The organism is Desulfatitalea alkaliphila (assembly GCF_022968795.1).
GTDB classification, from domain to species: Bacteria; Desulfobacterota; Desulfobacteria; order Desulfobacterales; family Desulfosarcinaceae; genus Desulfatitalea; species Desulfatitalea alkaliphila.
The window spans coordinates 228,906-249,485 of sequence record NZ_JALJRB010000004.1; the positions used below are offsets into that span (position 1 = coordinate 228,906).

General features: G+C 53.3%; 20 protein-coding genes. 3 read left to right on the forward strand and 17 right to left on the reverse strand.

Annotation, left to right across the window (positions count from 1 at the left end; genetic code table 11):
* Positions 1-8 precede the first annotated feature (8 nt).
* From MRX98_RS05965 to MRX98_RS05975, 3 genes are read right to left on the reverse strand one after another with little or no spacing between them, the layout of a single operon-like run.
* Positions 9-860, reverse strand: a complete 852-nt coding sequence (locus tag MRX98_RS05965) for a hypothetical protein (protein WP_246903899.1) — start codon at positions 858-860, stop codon at positions 9-11.
* Positions 847-1,440: a Pvc16 family protein gene (locus tag MRX98_RS05970; RefSeq protein WP_246903901.1), complete on the reverse strand. Its 594-nt coding sequence runs from the start codon at positions 1,438-1,440 to the stop codon at positions 847-849. The genes MRX98_RS05965 and MRX98_RS05970 overlap by 14 nt, the downstream gene beginning before the upstream one ends.
* Positions 1,437-1,577: a hypothetical protein gene (locus MRX98_RS05975; RefSeq protein WP_246903903.1), complete on the reverse strand. Its 141-nt coding sequence runs from the start codon at positions 1,575-1,577 to the stop codon at positions 1,437-1,439. The genes MRX98_RS05970 and MRX98_RS05975 overlap by 4 nt, the downstream gene beginning before the upstream one ends.
* 547 nt (positions 1,578-2,124) lie before the next feature.
* Between MRX98_RS05975 and MRX98_RS05980 the strand changes: the two genes are divergently transcribed.
* The gene (locus MRX98_RS05980; RefSeq protein WP_246903904.1) at positions 2,125-2,928 is read left to right on the forward strand and encodes an SDR family NAD(P)-dependent oxidoreductase; all 804 of its coding nucleotides are present in this window, start codon (positions 2,125-2,127) and stop codon (positions 2,926-2,928) included.
* A 14-nt stretch (positions 2,929-2,942) separates the two neighbouring features.
* Here the strand turns inward: MRX98_RS05980 and MRX98_RS05985 are convergent, their stop codons facing one another.
* From MRX98_RS05985 to MRX98_RS06005, 5 genes are all read right to left on the reverse strand, one after another.
* Positions 2,943-3,365: a nucleotide triphosphate diphosphatase NUDT15 gene (locus MRX98_RS05985; protein ID WP_246903905.1), complete on the reverse strand. Its 423-nt coding sequence runs from the start codon at positions 3,363-3,365 to the stop codon at positions 2,943-2,945.
* 56 nt (positions 3,366-3,421) lie between these two features.
* Positions 3,422-5,572: an L-lactate dehydrogenase (quinone) large subunit LdhH gene (ldhH, locus tag MRX98_RS05990; RefSeq protein ID WP_246903906.1), complete on the reverse strand. Its 2,151-nt coding sequence runs from the start codon at positions 5,570-5,572 to the stop codon at positions 3,422-3,424.
* 12 nt (positions 5,573-5,584) lie between these two features.
* The gene (locus MRX98_RS05995; RefSeq protein WP_246903907.1) at positions 5,585-6,226 is read right to left on the reverse strand and encodes a LutC/YkgG family protein; all 642 of its coding nucleotides are present in this window, start codon (positions 6,224-6,226) and stop codon (positions 5,585-5,587) included.
* A gap of 30 nt (positions 6,227-6,256) precedes the next feature.
* Positions 6,257-7,954 carry an L-lactate permease gene (locus MRX98_RS06000; protein WP_246903908.1) on the reverse strand — a complete coding sequence of 566 codons (1,698 nt, stop codon included), beginning with the start codon at positions 7,952-7,954 and terminating at the stop codon, positions 6,257-6,259.
* A 336-nt stretch (positions 7,955-8,290) separates the two neighbouring features.
* Positions 8,291-8,890, reverse strand: a complete 600-nt coding sequence (locus MRX98_RS06005; protein WP_246903909.1) for a hypothetical protein — start codon at positions 8,888-8,890, stop codon at positions 8,291-8,293.
* A gap of 434 nt (positions 8,891-9,324) precedes the next feature.
* Between MRX98_RS06005 and MRX98_RS06010 the strand changes: the two genes are divergently transcribed.
* On the forward strand, positions 9,325-11,241 hold the full coding sequence (locus MRX98_RS06010; protein ID WP_246903910.1) for a clostripain-related cysteine peptidase: 1,917 nt from the start codon (positions 9,325-9,327) through the stop codon (positions 11,239-11,241).
* 352 nt (positions 11,242-11,593) lie between these two features.
* Entirely contained in the window at positions 11,594-13,573 is a 1,980-nt protein-coding gene (locus MRX98_RS06015) for a hybrid sensor histidine kinase/response regulator (protein WP_246903912.1), read from the forward strand.
* A 177-nt stretch (positions 13,574-13,750) separates the two neighbouring features.
* Here the strand turns inward: MRX98_RS06015 and MRX98_RS06020 are convergent, their stop codons facing one another.
* From MRX98_RS06020 to MRX98_RS06060, 9 genes are all read right to left on the reverse strand, one after another.
* The gene (locus tag MRX98_RS06020) at positions 13,751-14,068 is read right to left on the reverse strand and encodes a hypothetical protein (RefSeq protein WP_246903914.1); all 318 of its coding nucleotides are present in this window, start codon (positions 14,066-14,068) and stop codon (positions 13,751-13,753) included.
* A 278-nt stretch (positions 14,069-14,346) separates the two neighbouring features.
* On the reverse strand, positions 14,347-16,893 hold the full coding sequence (locus MRX98_RS06025) for a phosphoenolpyruvate carboxylase (RefSeq protein ID WP_246903916.1): 2,547 nt from the start codon (positions 16,891-16,893) through the stop codon (positions 14,347-14,349).
* Between the two features lie 190 nt (positions 16,894-17,083).
* Complete coding sequence (locus tag MRX98_RS06030; RefSeq protein WP_246903918.1) at positions 17,084-17,482, reverse strand: restriction endonuclease; 399 nt, start codon at positions 17,480-17,482, stop codon at positions 17,084-17,086.
* Positions 17,483-17,564: 82 nt separating this feature from the next.
* Positions 17,565-17,828 (reverse strand): Txe/YoeB family addiction module toxin, encoded by a 264-nt coding sequence (locus MRX98_RS06035; protein ID WP_246903920.1) that lies wholly within the window; start codon positions 17,826-17,828, stop codon positions 17,565-17,567.
* A complete protein-coding gene (locus MRX98_RS06040; RefSeq protein ID WP_246903922.1) occupies positions 17,825-18,067 on the reverse strand; it encodes a type II toxin-antitoxin system Phd/YefM family antitoxin in 243 nt (80 codons plus the stop codon). The genes MRX98_RS06035 and MRX98_RS06040 overlap by 4 nt, the downstream gene beginning before the upstream one ends.
* A gap of 91 nt (positions 18,068-18,158) precedes the next feature.
* Positions 18,159-19,040 carry an alpha/beta fold hydrolase gene (locus MRX98_RS06045; protein WP_246903924.1) on the reverse strand — a complete coding sequence of 294 codons (882 nt, stop codon included), beginning with the start codon at positions 19,038-19,040 and terminating at the stop codon, positions 18,159-18,161.
* Positions 19,041-19,281: 241 nt separating this feature from the next.
* Positions 19,282-19,626 (reverse strand): hypothetical protein, encoded by a 345-nt coding sequence (locus tag MRX98_RS06050; RefSeq protein ID WP_246903926.1) that lies wholly within the window; start codon positions 19,624-19,626, stop codon positions 19,282-19,284.
* Between the two features lie 104 nt (positions 19,627-19,730).
* Complete coding sequence (locus tag MRX98_RS06055; protein ID WP_246903929.1) at positions 19,731-20,096, reverse strand: hypothetical protein; 366 nt, start codon at positions 20,094-20,096, stop codon at positions 19,731-19,733.
* 78 nt (positions 20,097-20,174) lie between these two features.
* Positions 20,175-20,580, reverse strand: a 406-nt coding sequence (locus MRX98_RS06060) for a hypothetical protein (protein WP_246903931.1), incomplete at its 5' end; no start/stop codon positions are given.

The following is a 20,580-nucleotide window of genomic DNA, read 5'->3' on the forward strand; positions in this document are numbered from 1 at the left end:
CCCTTTGATTATTCACTTGCGGTTAGATTCACGAAAAGTTTCACGGAGCGGGATCGGCCGGTTTGCAACGCCAAGGGCAGCCCGTCGCGCAATTGCTCGCTGTCAGCCGTTCGAAATGGTCTGCGCCACTCGGCGCGCTGGTCTTCGATGGCGTCCGGATCCACCGGCCAGGCAGCGCCCGGGCCGACGATCACCTCCAGGTGGACCGGGGTTTCGGTTTCCGTCACGGCGCCGCCCGCCGCCCATACATCGGCCGCATCGTCATCGGCATCCTCCCCAGCCGCCGTGCCCGCGGCGAAAGTGGTGATGGGAATGCCCGGCACGAGCACCGCTGCTTCTCCCCGCTGATCGCTCAAGCCGCTCATCCGCAAACGCCCATCGCCATCCACCAAACGGACCAAGGCACCGGGAACGGGCTTTTCCGCCGCCACATCGGCAAGATCGTAAATGGAAACCCGCAGCACGCTCCAATTGGGGCTCACATGGGCTGCCGGCGCGGGATACAAGGGAATTTCGAACGGCGTGAACAGGCTGTTGTCCGCCTCCGGCGCGGCGGCGCGCGGTAGCCTGAGGGTTGCCCGCCGCGAAAGGAATTGCCCGCTTCCATCTTCCACCAACACGTCAAAGGCCAAGGTGTCCGGGGGCGGTGACGCCGGCGGCGCCGCGAAGGCGGCCAAATGGTGTCCCAGACCCGTGGCATGGGAAATGACCGCCAGGAAAGAGCGATTGAAAAACAGAGTCAAACCGGGCGCCTTGATACGAAAGGGTCTGCGCAGTGCGCGTCCGCTGACCCGATCCACCATACGCAGTGCGCCGAGGTAGCGATGATGGATGGGCTCTTTTACGTTAATCCGTCTCATTGGCGGGTTCGATATCTCCATACCCGTAGCGGGTGGCCACCACCGGCGGGTGATCCTCGCCGGCCTCCGGTTCGATGCGTACCACCCGCGCGATATAGGGCAGTGATAACCGATAATTGGGCGTCAGCACATCCCACAACTGCATGAGGTCTTCGTTGGACAACTCCATTGGAACGATATGCACCTGATCTCCCGGGCCCCAGTGGCCGGAACCGGATAGGTTGGATTGATCGAAGATCGGATGCCGGTGCAGCCGCGACATGGCCCAGGCGGTAATGGTGTGCTCGGCCAGGGCGGAATCCGCCCAGACGATGAGCAGATAGTGCAGCGCAAGGCACAGGGCGTGGTCGGCCGGTTTACCGCCACGCGAAAAAGCCGCGTTGCGGGTGTGCTTGTCGATTTCCACGCGGTACAGGTAAAGGCTCACGGTGGTGCCCAAATTATCGGCCTCCGCCATCTCGCCGCTGGACATTAGTCTGAAATCGCAAGGGTAGTCGCCGCGCAACGGTTCGGGGTAGGTGTTGCGCAAAAAGGTGATCAGCGAGTCGCCCACCGAATGAATTCTGAAATAGTCGCTCATGGAAGTGTTGCTGCCTTGCCGTCGGACCGGTTGCTGTCGACGATGTGTTGATCCGCATAGTAGATCGCGATTCGATCATGATGATCGGCCGGCCGCCGTCGGCCGCCATGGGCAAAGTTGCTGCGGCAATGGCGCATAACTCCGTCTCCTGGCTTCCCTCATCCGGCGGCATAAGCGGATGGACAGGAAGCCGTTTGCCTGGAAAGCAATCAATGCAAAAATCGAAACATCGCTGCCGGCGCCGATCTTCATCCAAGGTGCGATGCAAAGTTTCCGGAAGCGCCGGACCGCCCTGTCGATTCGGCAGGTGCAAACCCGATACCAGGTTTCGCGATTACCCTTCGACTGTGGCTAACCTGTTGACTTATTTGGGGTTGAATAGGAGGGTAGAAGACTTGGCGGTGCGTTGCCGTTGTTCGGGTGTAACGCCGGAGTGTAACACCCTCCTCTGCGAAATCCATAGCGGGGGGGAGATGAACAACCGCAGTCAACCCGGCGGGGGGGGCGAATCGGCGGGTTGCGCGGGCAAATCAGCCCGACTCGATCACTGTCACGGGATATGTAACGGCCTGTATCGCAGCAAGCCGAAGAATGTCCCCCATCGATAAAAATTGACAAAGAACCCCTCCGGTGGAAAACTGCTTGCTGAACTGGATCTTAGGGAAACAGCCACGGGGGTATCCGATGGATTTCAAGGACGAATTCAGAGGCCAATCGGTGATGATCACCGGGGCCGCGGGAGGGATCGGCAAGGAAACCGCCCAGCGGTTCGCCGCCGCGGGGGCGCGGGTGGCGATATGCGATGTGAAAGCCCGACAGGGGCGACAGACAGCGGACGAAATTTCGGCATCCGGTGGCACGGCCCTTTTTCAGGAGCTGGATGTTGCCGATGCCCAAGCCGCCCAGTACGCCGTTGAAAAAGCCGTGGCCCAATTCGGCGCCATCGACGTGCTGGTCAACTGCGCCGGTATCGCCGGCCAGGCGTTTAAAAACATCTCCAGGACCGAAGAGGCCGAGTGGGACCGCACCTACCAGGTGAACCTAAAGGGCACTGCCAACTGTTGCAAAGCGGTGTACGGGTACTTCCGGGCGCAGAAAAGCGGAAAAATCATCAACGTATCCTCGGTGTCCGCCAGGATGCCCGCGGCCGGCATTACGCCCTATGCCGCGTCAAAGGCCGCGGTCCTGAATCTCACCCGGAGCCTGGCCGCCGAGATGGCCGGATTCAATGTCAACGTCAACGCGGTATGCCCCGGCTGGATTTGGACGCCCATATACAGCGAAAGCGGGCCCTTTCGGCACTATGCGGAAAAGCACGGTTCAACGGCGCGGGAGGCGTTTCTAGGCATGGTGAAACGGTTCTGCCCGCTGCAAAGAGAGCAGACCGAAGCGGATGTCGCGAATGTGGTTCTCTTTCTGGCATCGGCGGCGGCAAAGAACATCACCGGCCAAACCATCAATGTGGACGGCGGCGCGGTGATGAGCTGATTTCACTGCGCTGCTCAACCCATGTCCGGCGCTTGCGGCACGAACCCGGTCCGGAGCAGCGATTCAAGCGGTGCAAACAGCGGTCGGGGCGGATCCGACCACCGGCACCAACGCCATTGTTCGCAACGGTCCGGCTCCAGGACCCTGGGCTCTCCCGAACCGCAAGCGGCCACGACAAACAAGGTGACATAGTGCTTGTCCGCTTCGGCAAACAGGTCGCTGGTATAAGGCCCCCTTGCCACGGGCCGAACAACAAGCCCTGTTTCTTCTCTTACCTCACGCCGGGCACATTCTTCAACGGACTCTCCATACTCCAGGTGCCCTCCCGGCAGCGCCCAGGTCCCGGCGCCGTGGGTGCCCTTGCGCAGGCCGAGAAGGAACAGACCGTTGCGGATGACAATCACGCCGACACCCACTAAAGGAATTTTTCGATCCATTTCGATGCAATGCCCTTAAATCAAAAAGGCCTGCCATGCCTGCCCACGCCCATCTTTTACTTTGACTGCTGGAGCGCCTCGGCCATGTGCAGCACCTTGATGGGTCTGCCCTGTTTCAGCGCGCCGCCCCGCAGCTGCATGACGCATCCCGGACAATCGGTCACGAGAATTTCCGCGCCTGTTTCGGCCACCGCTCCGAGTTTTTTGTCAAGAATTGCCGCCGACACCTCAGGAAATTTAAAAGAATAACTGCCGCCAAGCCCGCAGCAGGTCTCTTCCTCGTCATGGGGCACATAGGCATAGCCCGCAATTTCGAGCAGCTCTCTGGGCGCCGCGCTTACCCCCAGCCCCCGGCACAGATGACAGGGGGCGTGATAGGCCGCCTTTTGCCCCCTGGCATTTTTCCCCGCGGCTGCGGATTCGCCCACAAGGAGCATAAAGGAGCTGTAATCGATGACCTTGTCCGCATACTGCCTGGCATTCACCCTCGTGCCGGCTTGCTTTTCAAGCAGGAAGGGGTAGTTTTCCTTCATGTGGGACGCGCACGACGCGCACAAGGTGAGAACAAAATCATATTCGCCGGGATCAATGTTGGCCATGTTCCAGCGGGCGAGGTCGGCGGCGGCCCCGTGCTCGCCGAGCATGTAAAGGGGGAGTCCGCAACATCCCTGCGCCTGTATGAAATCCAGGCGGACGCGGCTTCCCTTGAGCATTTCGGTGCCGGCCAGGAGTTGCTCCGGATAGACGAAATCTTGAAGGCACCCGGAAAAGAGGGCCACTTTGTATCGCGGTCGTGCCGGCCTGTACGCCGCGGGTTGCCATTGATCGCGGAAGGGCTTTTTCGCCAGGGCCGGCAGTTCCTTGAACTTGTGATCCTTGAACAAAAGATCCGGCAAGTGCCGTGCATAACTTGTGTTACCGGTCACAGGCTGCTGGACATAGCGCCCGGAACGCAAAAGGGCATGAAACACCCGGCGCCGTTTGAGTACGTAGGCCGCCATGAGGCCCGGCAAAAAGGGCTGCTCTGCGCTATGCACCACAACTTTCTGCACTTCCCGGATCAGGCGCGGCAGGTCGATGCCCGCCACGCAGACCTCTTTGCAGGCCTGGCAGTTCAAGCAGTTTTCGATCAGATGTTTGTCCTTGTCCCGGCCATGGAAAAAATAGGTCAGGATCAGGCCGATGGCGCCGATGTAGATATGGCCGTAGGCGTGACCGCCGACCAGCCGGTAGATCGGGCAGACATTGGCGCAAGCCCCGCACCGGACGCATCGAAGGGCTTGGGAAAAAACCGGGTCGCCGGCCAGGGCGCTTCTGCCGTTGTCGAGAAACACGATGTGCATGTTTTTGCGGCCCGTGGCGGACGCCCCCGACGGGTTGGCCCCGGTGATCCAGGTCACATAGGAGGTGATGGCCTGGCCGGTGGCGTTGCGCGGCAAACCCGTCAGCACAGTGAGCGCGTCGGCAACCGTTGCCGTCAGTTTGTCGATGCCCACCAGGGCCACGTGCACCCGCGGCATGGTGGTCACCAGACCCACGTTGCCCTCGTTGGACACAATGCCCAGGGTGCCGGTTTCGGCAATGGCGAAATTGGCGCCCGAGATGCCCATGTCCGCAGTGACAAATCGCTCGCGCAGCTCCCTGCGGGCCACCTTCACCAGCTTTTCAATGTCCGTATCCTGCGGCTTGCCGGTCACTTCCGTAAAAAGCCGGCTGACCTCGTTCCGGGAAAGGTGGATGGCGGGCATCACCATGTGGGACGGCCCTTCACGGCGCAGCTGGATGATCCACTCGCCCAGATCGGTTTCGATGACCTCATAACCGCGGTTTTCCAGAAAATGATTCAGCAGGGTTTCTTCAGCGGTCATGGACTTGGATTTGACAATGCGGGTGCAGCTGTTTTCCGCCGCGATCCGGGCAATGATCTCATTGGCCGCCGCATCCGATGCAGCCAGGTGGACCGTTGCGCCGGCGGCCTCGGCTTTTTCCCGGAATTGGTGGTAAAGCGCGTCCACCCGGGCCATGGCGGCATCCTTGGCCTTGCCGATGCGCTCTATGAGCCTTGCGCGGTCGATGCCTTCAAAATTGGAAACCCGGATGCCGCGGTAAGCCACGGCAAAGTTGTCCAGGGCTTTTCTCTGAAATGCATTGTCCAGTGCTTCTTTGAGCTGTTTGCGATATTGACGGTTGTTCTCTGCGGTTTGCATAAGGTGACTCCCCTATGAAGCGGTTGATCCGTCCAATATCAAAACATGCAGATCCAGGGGACCGTGCACACCAAGGGTCAATACCCGCTCGATGTCGGCCGTGCGGCTGGGACCGGTGATAAAGGCGGTATAATCGGATGTGCTGAAAAAAGCGGCCAGTCGGTCCGCCGCAGCATCCGCATTCGGATAGATGTCCTCGGCCCTGAGCACGGCCACATGCACCTCGCTGATCATGGTGGCCAGACGCAAGTCTTCGTCCGAACAGTGGAGTACCAGGGTGCCGGTGTCGGCAATGCCGAAATCGGCGGTGGTCAGGCCCACGTCAATGCCGCCGGCATGGGCCGCCAGGCCCTGTCGGATCAGGCCGATGCCGGCATCCCGGCACAGCGCCGTCAAGCGATCGATGTCGGCTGCTGCCAGGCCCGGGGCGGCCATCAGCTTTTCCCATTGCTTGAGACCGCACAACTCTTGCGCCGGATCGGAAAGCCCGTATTCACAGCCCGATGAAAGCATCGCGCAGGCTTCTTTCCGCACGCATACCTGCACCGCGTAGGCCAGGGCCTCTGCCATGGTGGCCACTGGTTTTACAATGGTCGAAACGGCATCCGCCTTTTGCCTGAATTGTTCCACAAGTCCGGATCGATGCATTTCCATCTTCTCTTATCCCTTCCTGTGCCGGCTTTGCTAAAACACCCCCGGAAAGACAAGGTAGGCGAAGGCCATTCCCATTGCGCCCACCACCGCGCCGTAAAGCAGCAGCGGCAGCACATTGCGCCTCAGGATCGCACCTTCCATGCCGACCAGGCCCACCGTTGCCGAGGCAGCGACAATGTTGTGGATGCACACCATGTTGCCCATGGCGCCGCCCACGGCCTGCAGTGCCACGATAATCTGCCGGGGTAGATCGAGTGCCGTGGCGATGTCATACTGAAACTCTCCGAAAAGCAGATTGGAAACCGTGTTGCTGCCGGTGATGAAAGAGCCCAGGGCACCGACAAAAGCTGCAAACAGGGGCCAGGACCCTTGTGCCAGCGCTGCGACGGCCTCTGCCATGGAAAGGGGCATGGAAGCATAGCCCATGGGATTGAAGCTGGAGTTCTTGAATATTTGGACCAGCGCCACCGCAAACAGCAATGCAATCGTGGGATTCTTCATGCGAAAGAATGCCTGGCGCCAGGCATTCTTGACCTTTTGGGCGGGCATGCGATGGAGAAGCACCGTCAGCAGGGCGACAAGCACAAAAGGCACAATCCCCGGGTTGTAAAGCGGCTCAATGGCATAATCGATGCCGGACTGCCCCAGGATTTCCCGGAACCCTATGCTCCAGCTCCGCACCCAGCCGGAAAACGGCAAAAACTGGACCCGCGTAAGCACCAGAATCAGACCGATAAGCACGTAGGGCATCCAGGCGCGCACCTGACTCATCCGCGCTTTGAAAGTAATGTCCGCTTGCGTGGCGATCTCTCCGGTCCATTGCGCCTCCCATTCGGATTGGGGCCCGAAGTCCCAGCTGGCTTGCGGCAGAAACCACTTGCGCCGCGCGGCCATGAGCACGATCGGCAGCCCCACAAGTCCCCCGATGAGGGCTGGAAACTCTTCACCGATAAAAAAAGCCGAGACAAGAAAGGGGATTACAAAAGCGGTTGAAGCGAACAAGGAAAATTTCCAGATCGCAAGCCCCTCTTTCCAGGACCGGTTGCGGCCGAAAATCCGGGTCATGAAGCACACCACGAAAAGGGGAAGGATAAAGGCCACGACCGAATGAAACACCGAGGACCACTGGCCGATGAGCATGTAGAATCCATCCATGTCCGCAAAGCCGATGCCGGGACCGGTTTCCGAGATGGCATGCTCGACCTTGTAGGAAAGGTTTTTAAGGCCAAACCAGACAGGGGTGCCCACAGCCCCGAAAGTCACCGGGATGCTGTTTAAAATAAGGGCCACCAGCACCGCGGCCAGAGCAGGAAATCCGAGGCTCATCAAAAGGGGGCCGGCAATGGCCGCCGGCGTGCCGAACCCGGCGGCGCCCTCGAGAAAGGCTTGAAAAATAAAGGCGATGATGATGACCTGCACCCTGCGGTCCGTGGATATCCCATGGAAACCGTAATTGATGGTCTCCATGCCGCCGCTTTCGGACAGGGTGTATAAAATGATCAAGGCCCCGAAAACAATGAGCAGCACGGTGACCGCGCTGGCAAATCCCTGAATCGTGGAGGCCGCCACGACCACCGGATCCATTTTCCAGAACAACACCCCCGCCGCGGCGGAAACCAGCCAGGCCAGCGGCATGGCCCGGGTTGCCGGCCAGCGCATGCCGACCATCAATACCAGCGCCACAAGGATCGGCAAGAAAGCAAAAAGGGCCAAAATTCCCGTAGGCATAAATAGATCCTTTCGTTGGTGACAGCGACCCTGCCAGGCGGATGGTCCCGCCCCGGCCTTGTCATGCAGATTTTCAGGCCGGTAAACCCACGATTGTGCCGCGGGGCATCACCAGCGTTTCTCATTTAAGGGAACAGGGGAAAGCCCCTACAGATGGGACCTGCTCAGGTGCACACAAGAGAGGCTTTCATGAACGGTATGAATAGCTTAAATCACGTCCGGCGAGATTGCAAACACCATGTTGTCGGGGTTCCTGAATGTTCCCGGAAATTATCGGTGCGGGAATGGCAAAGATATCTCGCACGCGTCCCCGGCGGCAAGTGCCCGTTTCAAGCATCAACCATAAAGCGAGATCTGGTAAATACGTTGCTTGAACTTGGTCAATTCCGCCAGTTCCTGGGATAAACGGGCTTGTTCGTCCACGATCTGCGTGATGGCGTCTCTGAGATCTTCTTGATCGTTGACGGATAATGCACTGAACAGTGTATTGCTCAAATACTCCTGGTACTGTTGGGCGAGCGTGTATTCGCCTTGCTCAAACTCTCCCAACGATCGCGCAAGCTTCTTCGCCGCACCTAGAACAATGGATTCTCTAATATCGCCGAATCCGCTTTGCAGATCGGCGTGCAGCTGATGCACGTGTTCGCATATCTCGTTGGCCCTGAACAGATCATAGAACTTGTCGCGCTCAAGGTCGTCGCTGATGATCCGCTTATAATCCTCCGGTGTCCTGGCGGCCGCCAGGCGCGACAATTCGATCAATACAATCGCATGCGCCCGTTCGAAACTGGCGACAACATTCGACAGAACGGATACCAGGCGATGCCTCGAATCTTGTTGCGTGTCGCCCCAAGCCTTCATTTGTTCAATCAGCCGGTTAAACACCGGGGTATCTTCCAGCAGAGCACCCATTGCCTCAAGAATCCTCTTCAACATGGCTATTCCCTCCTATGAAACAGGTTTCTTTGGGATACGCGGCGCTGTGTCTGCAGCGCAAATACGCGTCCGGCGCTACACCGTTGTATTGAATGCCGAGGGCTGGGATGCCGGCGTTCCCCTTTGTCCGCGGTAATGTTGCTTGCCCTGCATCGCCCCTGATCATCTCCATGCACACACTATTTAACAAGAATGATTCTCCAGCAACAACTATTAGCATCTATGCCAAACAAAAAATTTGCCTTGTCCCCCAGCGCTCCAAAAGCGACTGACACGAAAACGCAAACACCCCACCTAAAGTTACCGACCCTGATCCCGATAACAATGTCTGTCCATAAATGGGCCAATGGGGTCGAAATCATGGCTTCTGACAAGTTTATTCCGCAGGCATATGGTCGATATTATATGGGAAAATGTTCTTATATGGAGGAAAAATGAAACGATCCGGTCTTATCAGCTTAACAATGTTGATCTGTTCACTTGTGCTTGCCTGCGGCAGTTCCGATACGCCCGCCCCGACATCGACGCATGGCGGAAAAGTACTGTTGGCAACCTACATGGTGGGCAGCGATTTGGAGTCCAGGCATAATTTGGCCACCAAGGATATGATGGATATGATCCATGGCTATACACAACTGGGCACACTGGATCGTGATGGGCTGGAGGTGCTGGTGGCCTTCGGCGGATCGGTCAAGCCCACCTGGAACGGTGTGCGCTATACCGATATGTCCTGCATGATCCAGGATTCCGCGGATGGTGTGTTCGGAAACGACGATTGTTACTCTCATACCGCACTGTTTACCCGCGCCGGCCTTGAAGAAATGTCCGACAAAACCACATTGATCCATTTCCTGAACACCATCCAGGCCATGGCCCCGGATTATGATACCGTCTTTGTCAATTTCTGGAATCACGGGAATGGATTTAAGGGTTACGGCTACGACGAAAACTTCGATCTAAGGCGTTTGACCATTGCCGAAATCGTCGAAGCCTTTGCTGAAACCGGCTTCCGGCCCGACATCATCGGATTTGACGCCTGCTTGATGGCCTCGGCGGAGGTATACGCGCACTTGCATCCCCACGCCGACTATCTGGTCGCATCGGAAGAGGTGGAGCCGGGGCACGGATGGGACTACAGTCTATTGCTGTCAAACTACACTGCCGATGTGCCGGAACTGGCCAAACGGGTGGTGGATACCTTCATAGACAGTCCGTCGCATAACTCCACAAAGGGCAAAACACTCTCCGTCGTGGACACGGCTGCCTATCCCGCTTTTCATGCCGGCCTCGACGATCTTTCGCTATATTTGCAGGTGGCTGCGAACAGCCATTTTCCCAAATTGATCAAATCGGCCTATCTGGCGGAAAAATACGGTGACGACATGTCGATGGACTTGAAGCACTTTTTGGAGCTGTTCAGTTCGGTCCTGACCGATTGGCCGGCGTTGTCCGCGAAGATCGATGGCGTTCTCGCCGATCTCGATGCAACGGTAATCTATGCCCGCGAGGACGGCTCGCGTCCCAGTGCAAACGGTATCTCCGTGTTTGCCATGAACGAAGAGATCTGGACCGGTGGCGCATACGACCTGACGAACAGCATTTCAGCAAATTGGTATGACTTTGTCTCGGACCTGATCACACACGATGATGAAGATGTCCTGGCACCGGTGGTGACAACTGAGGCGCCGGCGGCATGCGGTAAAGATTCAGGCACCGCAGGCAAGTGTTACCGGATAGAGGATGATTTTGCGGTCAAAAGCGCCTATGGCATCCTGGCCCTCCCCATAATAGGCAACAACAGGTACAAAGTGCTCACCAGAACACCGCTGGAGCGGATTTCCAATGAATATTTTTATCTCGAGGCGTTCAACCGCGACGTACTGGAGGTTTGCTCCGGCTCCGTAGATTGCTTTCACGCGGATTCGTGGACCGAAATCGACCGCGGTCAATACAAGTTCCTGGCGATTGTCGATGGCCAGTATGCCAACGTGACCGTGCGATTTGCCGACCGGATCTATCTGGATCACTGGGTGGCGGGCATGTACGATCCAGACAGCGGCACGCATCCCAAAGATGACGGCATCCTCGAACCAGGCGATGGGCTGACACCGTTTCAGCAAATCGTGTATTATTATGTTCCGGCCGAGGGAGATTCCGGATCGTGGGCCTATAGCGAAAATACGCTCTCGCCATATTTCCACTTTTGGGAAGGATTGTCTCCGGTATTCAGGTTGGTGGATGGGGATCATGAAGCGCTTGAATACCTCATCGTTCAAGACGCCCAAGGCAATATCGGCCTCTACGACACCGCAGGCGAGGAGGTGCCGACGGGTCCCCAATCAATATATTGAACACATTCATTCTGCTGCGGTCGCTGTGACGATTGGTTGAATTACCCCGTGCTCGGACAACCGCTATGATGAATAATGCATTGTTTGCATAGTCGATTGAATATCCAATTGTCCACCAGACCAAGGGCAACTCGACTATCGTTTCCGTCCCAATCTTTCCGTATCCAAGGCGGCCTGGCGATCGAAATCCGTGCACTCATTCAGGGGATTCTTCGGCTGGAACAACCGCTGTAGGCAGTCCCACAATGCATGAGGTTGAAAATAGTTGCCACAACTGCCCATATAAGCTTATATTTTTTAGAGCATTGAAAAGACGCAGGCCTCCAGCCCGAAAGCCTGAAAGGGAATGGCAATGGATGTGGCGAGTCAACCGAACAGCAAGGTTTTGGAGCGCAGGATCGCTGAGTTGCAGCGAGAGAATGAATTGCTGCAGAACGCGTTGACACTTCGAAAACTTGCCATCGAAGCGGCTGAATTTGGTATATGGGATTACAATCCGATGACGGGGGCAACCTCTTTCTGCCCTCGGTGGAAGAGCATGCTGGGTTTTGAAAACGATGAGAGGCCATCCACTTATGTTACCATCCGGGAATTGTTGCACCCCGAAGATGATCGGCAGGTCTCGTGCGTCATCGATGATTTCCTGAAAAATCCTGAGGAGTTGCTATCCCTGAAATGCCGGTTCCGTTCGAAGAACGGAGATTGGCGTTGGATTCAATCCAAGGGCAAGGTATCCGCAAAGGAAGCGGACGGCAATATATCGCGTATCGTTGGCGTCTATTTCGATATTACCGAGCGTCAAATGCTGGAGATCGATTTGCGCACGACCCGGTTCAGCTTCGACAACGCCTCCATCGGGATTTATCGCATCGCATCCGATGCGAGGATTATCGAAATCAACCGTCAGGCGGCCATGAACCTCGGCTACACGATAGAAGAGATGCGCAACATGTCCCTCTTCGATATCGACCCGAACATCACCTCTGAAGAATGGAAAGCGCTTTGGCAGGCGCTGTTAAGACAGGGTGCGGACAGCTTCGAAAGGAGTCATCTGCGCAAGGACGGCACCGAGATGCCGGTGGAAATCACCTCCCAACTGCTTGAGTATGACGGCCAGCAATTTGCCATTTCTTTTGTAATGGATATATCGGGACGAAAAGCCGCCGAAACAGAGAAGGAAAAACTGCAAAAACAACTGCTTCAATCGCAGAAAATGGAATCGATCGGCCATCTTGCCGGCGGTATCGCCCACGATTTCAACAACACCTTGTCCGTCATCGTCGGGAATTCCGAATTGGCGATGCGGAATCCGACGGTTGATAAGGTCGCCCAACGCCATCTCGAACAGATTCTGAGTGCCGCTTTCAGGTCTTCCGAGTTGGTCAAACAATTACTTGCATTTGCCAGGAAGCAGACCATAAAGCCGATTGTGCTCGATATCAATGACACCATTTCCGAAATGCTGAATATGCTCCATAGACTCATCGGAGAAAATATCGAATTGACATGGTTGCCCTGCAAGGAGGCCTGCAGGGTGATGCTGGATCCTTCTCAAATCGATCAAATTCTGGCAAATTTGGTGGTAAACGCAAAGGACGCCATAGATGGTGGTGGAACGATCACCATTGAAACAGAGCGGGTGGAAGTCAAAGGGACGTATCGTGAACAACGTTTATGGCTCAAACCCGGCAACTATATCATGCTTTCGGTCAGCGACAACGGTTGTGGAATGGACAAGGAAACCCAGCAGCGCATCTTCGATCCATTTTTTTCAACGAAAGCCGTGGGGCGAGGTACCGGCCTGGGATTGGCGACTGTTTACGGCATCGTAAAGCAAAACAATGGATTTCTCAGTGTATACAGCGAAATCAACCATGGGACAAGTTTCAAAATATATATTCCCGCCACCGAAATGCCCTTGCGAGCCATTGAATCGGGAAGCGAACTAGAGAAACCGAGTAACGGCGGCGAGACAGTATTGGTAGTAGAAGATGATGCCGGCATTCTGGAATTTGTTGAAGCCATATTAGGCGAATTCGGCTATACGGTCGTTACGGCCAAGACACCCCATCAGGCAATAAACAGGGCGCTTGCTATGGCCCCCTCGATAGACCTGGTGCTGACCGATGTGGTTATGCCCATGATGAATGGTCGCGAGTTGTCGAAACGACTTGAGGAGATCATACCCGGCATTAAATGTCTCTATATGTCGGGTTACACCGCCAACGTGATTGCCCATCACGGCGTTTTGGACGAAGGGGTCAATTTTATCTCCAAACCCTTTGCCGGTAACGATTTGGCCCGCAAAGTGCGCCAAGCGTTGGATGCGTGATCCATCCACGGCCTTTGCCTTTTGTCCTTCGAACCATCTCACCTTTTGGAAAAGTGTACGCCACAACGTATCCCGTTGCCATGCCGGTCGCCATGCCGGCATTTTCGGTCCGAATGGCCCTGGCGGCATTGATCGTTGGACTTTCCACACCCTATAAAGGTCAATTTCACCCCCGTTTTAGAGTGCGATAAAGACATCGGGGGATACATTCAAAGCCTGGAGAAATTCTTTTTGCTCCAATCGCAGTGGCCTTGCCAATTCTCTACGATCCCCTAATCGGGCTACTAGTATAGTCAAAAATTTGGTGGTCATTATAAAAGATGTCGGTCTTTTGGTCGGCTTCTTTTTCCAGCCGGTTATCTGGTTGCCGTTGGTTTCGATATACTTTCGAATCCACTTTTCCATTAGCCTGCAAATCAAAAGCGCGATCAGCAGCACCAAGCCCAGTACTTCAATACGGTGCGGCCTTTTCAAGAAGATGCTGTTGACAATCACCGGGTCCTTCAGAAAACTGAAATTTTGCTGGCCACGTTATGGTCCCCGAAGCTCCCGGACTCGACCTTCTGTCCCAGCAGCAGCTCTCATCCGAACGGTAAATTAACCGGGGCGGCAGTAGGGGTATGGTTTTACAAGAAACTGCCGTTTCCTCGTCCGGTTGAATGTTTGGTTGGAAATAAGTGTCATGCCCCCCGAATTCCATTACCTGTTGCTTTAGTCATTGAGCACTTCCGTTTGCATTGAAAGCATTCGATCATTGAAAATGTCAATCGGTATCATGCAGAGTTCCGGCTTGCATTGATATTCCCGTACAATGACCTTTGAATTATCTTTTCATAGGCTTGTATATAGTCTGCTCCATTATCGATTTTCTGGAATGCATATTGCTGGATCGTCAGTAGCGGCAGAACGATGTTTTCCCTGATCTGTATTGAACGACTTGATATCGGCTCCTCTTCCATCAGGAATCGGCTATCGGAAACAAGAAGGGTCATCTGTTTTGACAGTTCGAATTCTTCGAATAAGATATTCCAGAAGTCTTTATATTCCTCATCCCTGCTGATATATGCAGTTAATCCGAAGAAGCATTTTGACATGGACATCATGCTGTTGAGAATCAAGGCTTTGAAAAAGGGCACCTCCCGGTACAATTGCCTCAATTCGTCCATACCGACATCATCGGCCAGTACCTTCAAGGCTGTCCCAATACCGAAATACCCGGGGACATTCTGCCGCAGCTGGCTCCATGACCCCACAAACGAAATTGCTCGCAAATCCTTTAACGTAAGCTTATCCGCTTTTCCCCTTTTGGCCGGCCTGCTGCCGATATTTGCCATACCATAATATTTTAAAGTGCTTTTGTTCTCCAGGTATGACAGAAACCGTTTGTGGTTCTTTAGCGCGGTATATTTTTCATGGCTCAAGTTGGCCATGCGTTCGATAATCTGCCGTGATTTTTCCGGGATATCATCTCCTGTTTCCGACAGCCCGGGAGACAGGCCGGCAGTCAATAACTGTTCGCAGTGATGGATGAACTGGGATCGGGTGCCGTACTGGCTGGTTATGGTCTGCCCCTGAATGGTCAACTGGATCGCATGATTGGCAATGCGCCGGCCCTGGGCGGCATAAAACCGATGCGCCTTCCCGCCGCCACGGGCAGGCGGTCCCCCCCGGCCGTCAAAAAAGACGGCCTTGATACGATGCTGGTCACAAACGGCAGACAACACCTCTTTGGTTTTGAATATGGACCAGTTGGCTTGCAGATACCCGCCATCCTTCGTTCCATCCGAAAACCCCAGCATGATGGTTTGCCTGTCTCCGCGAAACCGGATATGCGACCTGTATTCCGGGAAATCAAACAGCGTCCGCATGATGGACTCGGCGTGCTTCATGCCGTCCATTGATTCGAACAAAGGAATGATATCGACCGGTATTTTCCCGTCTTGCCAGCCGCACCATCGCAACAGCGCAAAAACAAATAGAACTGCGAAAATATCTTCTGAATTGCTGATGATATAGCGGTTGCAGCCGGCTTCGCCATTTTTTTTCTGGATTGATTTTATCTGTGCGACGGTTTGAATCGTATCCTTGATTATCTCTTCTTCGAACTGATCCGGATAGACGGTAAAATGCTCATGAACAAGAATCGAAACCAGGTCTTGTTCCGACAGCTCGTCCAGGCTGTTTTTGATCCGCTTTTCATTTTTGAGAATCTGCGTAATGACTTTTTCATGTTCAGTGTGATTCTGCCGGATGTCCATTGATGCAAAATGTGTTTTGAAAATTTTTATTTTATCAATAAAGTGCTCCAGGGATTCCAGGTACATCCCGCTGAAATTTTCGCACAACAATTCTTGGACCCGATTGAGCTGGCCGAGCATTTCGGTGACCGATATGGTTTTCAACGGGTCGAACATGGCTGCGTAGAGCTGCTCCTTCAAGGCTGCAATATGATCTTCCACCACCTTGAAAGTCAGTTTTTCCTGCAATCCCTTGACTTCATTATAATAGCATTTCATCAATGTCATGCGGAGTTCGTCCGCCACGAGCGCGGTTGTTTTGGAAGTGACAAAGGGGTTACCGTCCCGGTCTCCGCCCGGCCAGAATCCGAGTTGGATAATTTCGGGATTTTCAAAATCATCGGTTGGAATGTTTTCTTTGATGTAGGCATACAAATCGCCCACTGCTTCATAATAGACACTTCGCAGAAAATAGATGATGTTTCTGGCTTCATCGAGCGGGGTCGGCTTTCTCGCATTCATGAGGGATGTCAATCCCAACTGCTGCAGCAAGATTTCGATTTCATCAATTTTGTTTTCACGAACCAGGCATCTCAGTTTTTCAATGATATCCAGAACCGAACGCGGGTAAAACTGGGTCGGATGCGCGGTAAAAACGATGCGAACGCTGAAATCGGACATTCTTTCAACGAGCGTGTCCGTGCTCTGGTATAGGCAGGCCATATCGGTGCAATCCGTGAGCGACAAATGCTTGCCGAGTTTAAGCAAGCGATCGGATGCGGTGTCTTCCACACTATCAAAGAGCACGACCTGCCGTTCAACATACTGGATGACCCGAAACATGAAATCGATTTTTTCTTCTTCTGTCTCCAACTTCGTGTGCACCCGGAAAAACGTATCCAGTATTTCCAACGGCTCTTTGCCGGATTCAAGTCCTTTTCTGCACTCATGATTGAGAAGGGGAATAAGGTTTCCGATATTTGCGATTTTTCGAAACGGCAGGCTCAGAAACAGGCTGTTATAAATATTAAATCTGTTTGTTACGGCTTTTATAAACTCTGTTTCTCTCGGAGATTGATTCATGGGGGCACGCCCTTTCTGTTGACTGCGTCCTGCTTACTAATAACGAAAAAGAATTTGCCCGAATACCGAACCTTAAAATCGACAATTGGGTGACAAAATGATGGCCGTGTATCTCATAATTGCGATTTGAGATAACGTTGCAAATCAGCCGTGCGGTTTTCGCATCGGATGAATTTGCTTGTTATGCTTTCTATATTGATTTAAACCAATCAGTATCTACTGATATTTTTTCTACCATTTCCTTCTTTACCCCGAGCCCAAGTTCCTTCAGTTTTTCAGCAAGTTGATCACCATCAACAAGATCTATTGGTGGCGCGCCGTCTCTTGTTGCTTCTTTAATTGCGTCCCGTGTGAAGGTGCCTGTCGTAATGAACAAACCCTTATCTGCTCGACCAATCATTGCGCCGCGAAAATCTCGAATATCTGATGCCGTGACAGTTCCTTTGTATTTCTTGCATTGAAATATTACCTTCAGTCGCATGCTGGCCAACTCATCTACGCGCGCACGACGGTCCGCGAGCCTGTGCGCGACGAGGGCGACGACTACGGCGCTAACTAACGAGAGCAAGGTTGCAAAGGCTGCTGACATATTCTCTTCCCGGCAAACGGCGAGCCTTACCGGCGCGCGGCGGGCTATCGCGCGTCCGTTTGCAGGCGCTGGTTCTGCGGGCCTATTCGTAATGGGTCCACATGCGGATGATCTTTACAGTTTTTTCATCTTCAATAATCTGGTAAACTAACCTATGTTGAATAGTTATCCGCCGTGAATACGCGCCGGCCAAATCACCGACAAGCTTTTCATAGGAAGGCGGGGCTTGATAAGGGTTATCGCGAAGGATCTTGATCAGCTTCTCAGCTTTGGATCTAAGTCCGGATGCCGATAACTTTTTTGCATCTTTTTGAGCCTGCTTCGCAAATACGATTCGCCAACTCACCAATCAATTTCCTCGGTACAATCCTCGATGGGGGTCGCTAATCCTTCCCGAATGGACTCACGCATGCCCGGAATATTCAAAAGGAATATCGTTTCTTGAATAGAGCGCCAGTCGTCTTCCGAAATCAGAACTGCGTTGCCCCTTTTACCAGTTATAACAATAGGTTCGTGAGATTGAAAGGTTTGATCAATAAGGCGGTACAGTTTGGTTCGCGCCTCTGTTGCTGATAATGTAGGCATGTTTCACCTCAAGTTTTTTACAACTGTACGTCATAGCGTACGCATTGTCAAGGACTCCTTTTACAGCAAACGCCGGGCATGAGGCGCGCTGTCAAGCGTCGCCCCGATGGCCTTGTTGTGCTCCGCTCGTTGAGGACAAGTGTTTCTTCAACCAATTACGCAGCACAGCGAAGAAGTCGTCCTTTGCATACTTCTCGATCTCTGGATCATGACCGCATCGCGGGAACTCGTGATACCCCAAGTGGGGTATGTACCGCTTCAGGGTGTCCCTGATCATTGTTCCCGGATGGGGATCGTCGGCACCATGTAGCATGATCGCCGGGACCTTCACAGAAGAAAATGACTGCGGGTAGATGCAGGCCTCTTGGCATCGCACCATGTCTTGCCAAGTCTCTGTATGGCCTTGCATGTCGAACGGCTCGGACTCCTGGGGTTCATTGTCAATGGCCAGCGGTTCATAGGCGTCGGTCATCCCGTGCCATTTCATCATCTGCGCACCGATGTCCAGTTGCAGGTCTGCCTTATACTCGGGGTGCTTGGAGATGTAGTCAGCAATTTTTTGTGTCCGCCTCTGGACGATGACGTTCCGCGATGCCTTGTCAAATGTCCCGCAGCCAACGAGAACGATGGCGTTGATACTGTCCGAGTGTTCTGCTGCGTAGGCCAAAGCAAGCATGGCGCCCCATGACGAACCGACAAGGGCGGGTTTCTCACCATTGAAGCGCGAGAGGATTAGGTTGTGCAGATCCTCAATATGGATTGCAACAGTCAGCGGTCTGTCCCCGCTTGGCCGTTGCCATGGTTCGATTACCCGGAACCCCTTGGACAAGCCCTGTGCCAAAGGTACGGCGCTACCAAACGCGGCCGGCCCTCCGTGCAGTCTGATTACTAAGGGGCCGTGATCGCCGTGGAAGCGAATACGCCGGCCTTCCTTCCATCCTGGTTGCTTCATCATGTTCGATTTCTTATTCATCTGGCACAACGCCGCGTACAGAGGCGCGAGCTTGCGAGCGTCCTGCCGCCGCTTGCGGCGGCGAACTGGTAGGCCATTTTAAATTTTTGGTACGAAACCAAGCGATGCAAGTTTGACCCCACCTATGAATGCAACCACCGAAATTACAATTAGCGTGACCGCCGCATACCCCCAAGGTGTACCGGCTGAATCGCCAGGACTCTTAGATTTTAGCTGGTTTAGATGTATAATTTGTAACTTCTCAATAAGTTTTGGTAGCAAAGCCTGTGAATAAATGTAACCTATCGTTATTATTGTTGCTGCATTTTGTAAATCCGTTCTCTACCAGAAATTTTTGAGAAGTTACTTTGATTTGCGTTATGTAGGCGAGAACTTTAGCAAAAACGGCCAGAGCGATGCCGCAACACATCACAAACATAGCAGATACAAACCAAGTAAAACCTTGCTGATCCTTCTGATTTCCTATGAATGTCAGTACGGCTATGACTCCACCACCATTTATCAAAAGCGCGCCTTTCAACGCAGATGCGCCTACGGCAATTACGGACCGGAACTGCTCTATCTTTGCCTCTTCTTTAAATTCCATGTGAAAGCCTTTAAGCGATCGACAAATTTAACGAAAAGCTGTGGGGCGGCATGGTCCTCGCCGTCCCACACCAGCGACAGGTTAGGCCACCAAGTTGAGAAAAGCTACCGAGTGGTGCATTTAATGCGACCAAAGGATTCTCGACATTCAGTACGAACTGGTTTCTCACTATCGCTCATTTTTTTAAGTGCCAAGTAAAGCTCCTGCAACTCAACCTTCGCATCTATTTCAGTTATTTCTCCGCTTTGTACTTTATAACTTAATTGATCAGCTTTTAGAAGATAGAGTTTTACTTTCTGGTTCCTTTTTGAAGGCCGCCAGTCAGAAGTAACTTTTGCTTTAAGACAGGCCACCATTTCAGGAAACGAAGACGTTTGTTGTTCACATTGCGCTTGATATGAACCAATTGTTGCGCATCCAGCACATAGAAAGCAGAATACTAAAATAAAAGCATATCTTAACAAAGTCATTTCCGCAAATCCTTGTCGAGATTATATCAACGCGACAGGCATTATTCCTGCGAGTTGGATATGAAAGCTCATATAAAACTATTCCTCTACAATTGTTGGGTGTTTTTTTCTCCGCAGGACACCCTTGCAATAAATATCATAAGCGTTTTTTATGTGCATAGAGATTGCCGGTAGTTGCTTAGGGCTTTCAAGATGGCATTCAGAATATGCCCCATATCCCATACCTTCCTTCAAGGGTAAGTCTTCAAACTCAAGGAACTCATCAGGATTCCCTCGCAAACTTATTACAATTTTTTTTGAACGGACAAATTGTATGGTGAACGTTACAAAATTTTCTGAAGGGACCCATCTTTTACCTTTTTTAGAGAAGGTTATTCCAGGTTGTAAACTTTCAACGTAATCAATTAATGCCAAACCAACGTTTTTTAGATTTGGTAGCCTTGAAATATCTTCTCTCACTCCCATTGTTTTCTCCGTATCGGCC

Excerpts from the sequence above, each read along its gene's own strand:
- MRX98_RS05965 (WP_246903899.1), bottom strand. The coding sequence starts at position 860 with ATGAGACGGATTAACGTAAAAGAGCCCATCCATCATCGCTACCTCGGC.
- MRX98_RS05970 (WP_246903901.1), bottom strand. The coding sequence starts at position 1,440 with ATGAGCGACTATTTCAGAATTCATTCGGTGGGCGACTCGCTGATCACC.
- MRX98_RS05975 (WP_246903903.1), bottom strand. The coding sequence starts at position 1,577 with ATGCGCCATTGCCGCAGCAACTTTGCCCATGGCGGCCGACGGCGGCCG.
- MRX98_RS05980 (WP_246903904.1), top strand. The coding sequence starts at position 2,125 with ATGGATTTCAAGGACGAATTCAGAGGCCAATCGGTGATGATCACCGGG.
- MRX98_RS05985 (WP_246903905.1), bottom strand. The coding sequence starts at position 3,365 with ATGGATCGAAAAATTCCTTTAGTGGGTGTCGGCGTGATTGTCATCCGC.
- ldhH (WP_246903906.1), bottom strand. The coding sequence starts at position 5,572 with ATGCAAACCGCAGAGAACAACCGTCAATATCGCAAACAGCTCAAAGAA.
- MRX98_RS05995 (WP_246903907.1), bottom strand. The coding sequence starts at position 6,226 with ATGGAAATGCATCGATCCGGACTTGTGGAACAATTCAGGCAAAAGGCG.
- MRX98_RS06000 (WP_246903908.1), bottom strand. The coding sequence starts at position 7,954 with ATGCCTACGGGAATTTTGGCCCTTTTTGCTTTCTTGCCGATCCTTGTG.
- MRX98_RS06005 (WP_246903909.1), bottom strand. The coding sequence starts at position 8,890 with ATGTTGAAGAGGATTCTTGAGGCAATGGGTGCTCTGCTGGAAGATACC.
- MRX98_RS06010 (WP_246903910.1), top strand. The coding sequence starts at position 9,325 with ATGAAACGATCCGGTCTTATCAGCTTAACAATGTTGATCTGTTCACTT.
- MRX98_RS06015 (WP_246903912.1), top strand. The coding sequence starts at position 11,594 with ATGGATGTGGCGAGTCAACCGAACAGCAAGGTTTTGGAGCGCAGGATC.
- MRX98_RS06025 (WP_246903916.1), bottom strand. The coding sequence starts at position 16,893 with ATGAATCAATCTCCGAGAGAAACAGAGTTTATAAAAGCCGTAACAAAC.
- MRX98_RS06030 (WP_246903918.1), bottom strand. The coding sequence starts at position 17,482 with ATGTCAGCAGCCTTTGCAACCTTGCTCTCGTTAGTTAGCGCCGTAGTC.
- MRX98_RS06040 (WP_246903922.1), bottom strand. The coding sequence starts at position 18,067 with ATGCCTACATTATCAGCAACAGAGGCGCGAACCAAACTGTACCGCCTT.
- MRX98_RS06045 (WP_246903924.1), bottom strand. The coding sequence starts at position 19,040 with ATGAATAAGAAATCGAACATGATGAAGCAACCAGGATGGAAGGAAGGC.
- MRX98_RS06050 (WP_246903926.1), bottom strand. The coding sequence starts at position 19,626 with ATGGAATTTAAAGAAGAGGCAAAGATAGAGCAGTTCCGGTCCGTAATT.
- MRX98_RS06055 (WP_246903929.1), bottom strand. The coding sequence starts at position 20,096 with ATGACTTTGTTAAGATATGCTTTTATTTTAGTATTCTGCTTTCTATGT.